This is a genomic window from Sphingobium sp. (assembly GCF_035511395.1).
Taxonomy (GTDB): Bacteria; Pseudomonadota; Alphaproteobacteria; order Sphingomonadales; family Sphingomonadaceae; genus Sphingobium.
Genome location: NZ_DATKFP010000129.1, coordinates 1 through 3,693, shown reverse-complemented (window position 1 = coordinate 3,693; position 3,693 = coordinate 1). Strand labels below are relative to the sequence as shown.

Below are 3,693 nucleotides of genomic sequence, written 5' to 3'. Positions count from 1 at the left end.
CCCCGAACCGCTTCATCCGCAACTACACCGACTGGCTGCCCAGCCTGACCATCCGCTACGAGCCGGTGTGCAACCTCGTGCTGCGTTTCGGCGGGTTCAAGAGCCTCGTCCGTCCGAACCTTTCCAGCCTCGCCCCGCGCTTCATGCTGAACGAGGATCTGGAGGCGGAGACCGGCAACCCGAACCTCAAGCCATATCGTGCCTGGAACATCGACGCTTCGGCCGAATGGTACTTCGGCAACAATGCGGCGCTGACGGCGGGCTTCTTCTGGAAGTCGATCGAGGATTTCACGGTCGAGCAGCGCTCGCGCACGCCGGGGACGATCTACGGCGTGGCCTATGACGAACTGACCAGCTTCATCAACGGCGACAAGGCCAAGGTGAAGGGCTTCGAGATTTCCTACAGCCAGGCATTCACGTTCCTGCCCGCACCGTTCGATGGCCTGCTGGTCAATGCCAACTACACTTACACCGATGCCCGGGGGACGGTGCTGAACGATGGCGACATCGCCGATCCGCGCAGCATTCCGCTGGCGTCGGCATCGAAGAATACGTTCAACGTCGTGCTCGGATACGAGAAGGGGCCGATCTCGCTGCGCGCGGCGGGCACCTATCGCGACAAGTACCTCGACGAACTGGGCAGCACGGCGGAACAGGACCGCTACGTCTCCGATCAATTCCAGCTGGACCTCAGCGCCAAGTTCCGTGTCATGCCGGGCGTGCGCCTGTTCGCCGAGTGGATCAACGTCACCGATGCACCGTACTTCGCCTACCAGAACCTTGGCGGCGCACGACGCCTGCTGCAGTATGAGCAGTACAACTGGACGGCCAAATTCGGCGTGACCGCCAGCTTCTGATCCCGTTCCCATCCTTCCGCCGCCGCCTTGCCTTCGGGCCAGGCGACGGCACCGTGTTTTTCCGGAGCTACCGAACCATGGCATCCCTTCGTCGTCTGTCCGCCCGGGTCGCGCTTGGCGCGCTGGCCCTTTGTCTCGTCCAGCCCGCTCCTGCCCAACCGACGCCCGCCCAGCAGGCCGTGCCGCGCTCCGCCGGGACGCCCTATGCCGCCCGCAACCTGCCCGACAGGATCATGCTGACGCCCTCCGCCGATCCGGCGAAGGGCATGGCGGTCGCGTGGCGCACGGACGCCGCGCAGGCCGCCAGCGAAGCCCAGATCGCCGTCGCCGTCGACGGGCCGACGCTGGAGGAGAAGGCCAGCCTCGTCACCGGCGCGCCGGGCGTCGCGAAGGACAGCGCCAACGGTCCTGCGCTCTATCATCAGGTCCGCTTCGAGAACCTGATGCCGGACACCGTCTATGCCTATCGCCTCAAGGGCAGCGCGGGCTGGACGGAGTGGATGCAGTTCCGCACCGCGAGCACCGAGGCGAGGCCGTTCCGCTTCCTCTACCTCGGCGATATCCAGAACGGCATCCTGACGTATGCAAGCCGCGTCATCCGGCAGGCATTCCACGCCAACGGCGGCATCGAACTGGTGCTTCATGCAGGCGACCTTGCCGCGCAGCGCGACGATCTCGACCACGATGACGAATGGGGCGAGTTCAACCAGGCGGGCGGCTACAACTGGGGCATCGTCCCGCAGGTGCCCGCGACCGGCAATCACGAATATGTCGACGTGGCGCTGCCGAACGGCGCGGAAAGCCGCAAGCTCGGGCCGTACTGGCCGCTCCAGTTCGCGCTGCCCGCCAACGGCGCGCCGGGCGTGAAGGCGACAACCTATTTCGTCGACTATCAGGGCGTGCGCTTCATCGTGCTCGACGGCACTTCCGCGATCGACCTGGGCACCATGAAGCAGCAGACCCGCTGGCTGGACGAGACGCTGGCATCCAGCAAGGCGAAGTGGAACGTCGTGCTGTTCCACCAGCCCGTCTTCACCTGCGCCCGCCCGCAGGATACCTCCGAGGTGAAGGCCGCGTGGAAGCCGGTGTTCGAAAGCCGCAAGGTCGACCTCGTGCTTCAGGGGCACGACCACTGCTACAGCCGCCTGACGTCGGAGGCCGGGCGCGAGGCTTCGGCGGCGATGCGCAAGGGCGGCAAGGTGCAAGGACCGGTCTACCTCGTCTCGGTGACGGGATCGAAGATGTACGGCCTCAACGACCGTGCCCGCACCCAGCCGGACAAGACGGCGGAGGCGACCGAGCTTTATCAGGTCGTCGATGTGGCCGGGGATCGTCTGAAGTTCCGCACTTTCACCGCATCGGGCAAGCTGTACGACGGCTTCGACCTGGAACGTCGCGCCGATGGCAATCACCTTGTCGATGTCGATGAACCGATGATCGCGGTGCGGACCTGCAACGGCAACGTCGGACCCGATGGCGGCAAGTGCGTGGCGCGCGGGAAATAGCGCTGAAACCGCCGGAACATTGCCTCTTCCCAATGTTCCGGTGGCTCGCCTGTTCTGTCCGTCAGGAGACCTCCCTACCGATGCGCCCGCTTTTCACGATCCTGCATGATGTCCTGATCGTCGAGGATGACATGCAGCTTGCTGAAAGCCTGTCCTCCCGGCTCCGCAGCGTGGGTCATGCCGTGACGGTGCTTACCGATGGGCAGGAAGCGCTGGACGCGGTGATCGAAGGCAATTTCGACGTCATCGTGCTGGGGCTTGTGCTGCGAGGGCTGGACGGGCTCGCCGTCGTTCGCAGCCTGCGCGAAGGGGGGATAACGACGCCGGTGATCATGATGGCCGCCTTCGCGGACAGTGCCGAACGGATCGTCGGTCTGGACGGCGGCGCCGACGACTACATGGTCAAGCCGGTCAACGTCGACGAACTCCATGCCCGCATCAACGCGGTGATGCGAAGGGCGAACTGGTCGACCGATGGCCATGGCACCGTCGGCACGGGCGACATTACGGTCAGCCCCGGCAGGCTGCGTGCCTGGTATCGCGGCGTCGGGCTGGACTTGTCGGTGCAGGAATTTCGCCTGCTGGCGCAACTCGTGCGCAATGCCGACTCCGTCCTCTCGCGCGAGACGCTGTACGAGACCGTGTGGCGCAGCGACACGGCTCCCAGTTCCAAGGTGGTCGATGCACACGTAAGCCGGATACGTCGCCGCATGCTGGAGCAGGTCGGGTTCGATCCGATCGTCACCGTGCGCGGCGCGGGCTACATGGTCCGCAAGTGAAGGGCTGGCCCCTCGGTCACGATGAAGCGGGAAGGGGCAGTTCGATCTCGGCGCGCAGGCCCGGCCTCGCGTCCGACAGGCGAAGGCATCCGCCATGGACTCGGGCGACTGCTTCGACGAGATTAAGCCCGAGACCGTAGCCTTGGCTACCGCGCGATCGGTCACCCCGCGTGAAGCGCTGCTTGAGCAGTTCCTGCCTGTCCTCGGGGACGCCATGTCCATCGTCGGTCACGCTCAGAACCGCCTTGGTGCCGTTCAGGCACAGCCTTACACGGATGCTGGAGCGAGGCGGCGTATAGCGGATGGCGTTCTCCAGTAGGTTTACGAGAGCCTGCGATACCAGCTCCACATCGCCCAGAACCCGTATTTCCGGGTCGATGCCGCAGGTCAGCGACTTGTCGCTGTCTTCGGCGACGGCGGTATAGCTCTCGCAGACGCTGGCGATGGCGGCGCTGAGCTCGAAGACCCGGAAATACTGCCTTAACAGGCTGCGGAAAAAGGCGCCGCAGTGGTCACCGTCGATCTGCGTTCGAAGGAGGGGGACTGGTCTGT

At 65.0% G+C, this 3,693-nt stretch carries 4 protein-coding genes; 3 read left to right on the top strand and 1 reads right to left on the bottom strand.

Going from position 1 to position 3,693, the window contains the following annotated elements:
• The 3 genes from VMR39_RS08755 to VMR39_RS08745 form a co-directional block, all read left to right on the top strand.
• A partial coding sequence (locus tag VMR39_RS08755) for a TonB-dependent receptor domain-containing protein (protein ID WP_325415605.1) occupies positions 1-857 on the top strand: 857 nt, incomplete at its 5' end.
• A gap of 77 nt (positions 858-934) precedes the next feature.
• Positions 935-2,362, top strand: coding sequence for a metallophosphoesterase family protein (locus tag VMR39_RS08750; RefSeq protein WP_325415604.1), 1,428 nt, complete (start codon positions 935-937; stop codon positions 2,360-2,362).
• 80 nt (positions 2,363-2,442) lie between these two features.
• Complete coding sequence (locus VMR39_RS08745; RefSeq protein WP_325415603.1) at positions 2,443-3,141, top strand: response regulator transcription factor; 699 nt, start codon at positions 2,443-2,445, stop codon at positions 3,139-3,141.
• A 16-nt stretch (positions 3,142-3,157) separates the two neighbouring features.
• On the opposite strand, the gene VMR39_RS08740 is transcribed toward VMR39_RS08745, so the two are convergent.
• Positions 3,158-3,693: HAMP domain-containing sensor histidine kinase (locus VMR39_RS08740; protein WP_325415602.1), on the bottom strand; the 536-nt coding region annotated here is incomplete at its 5' end.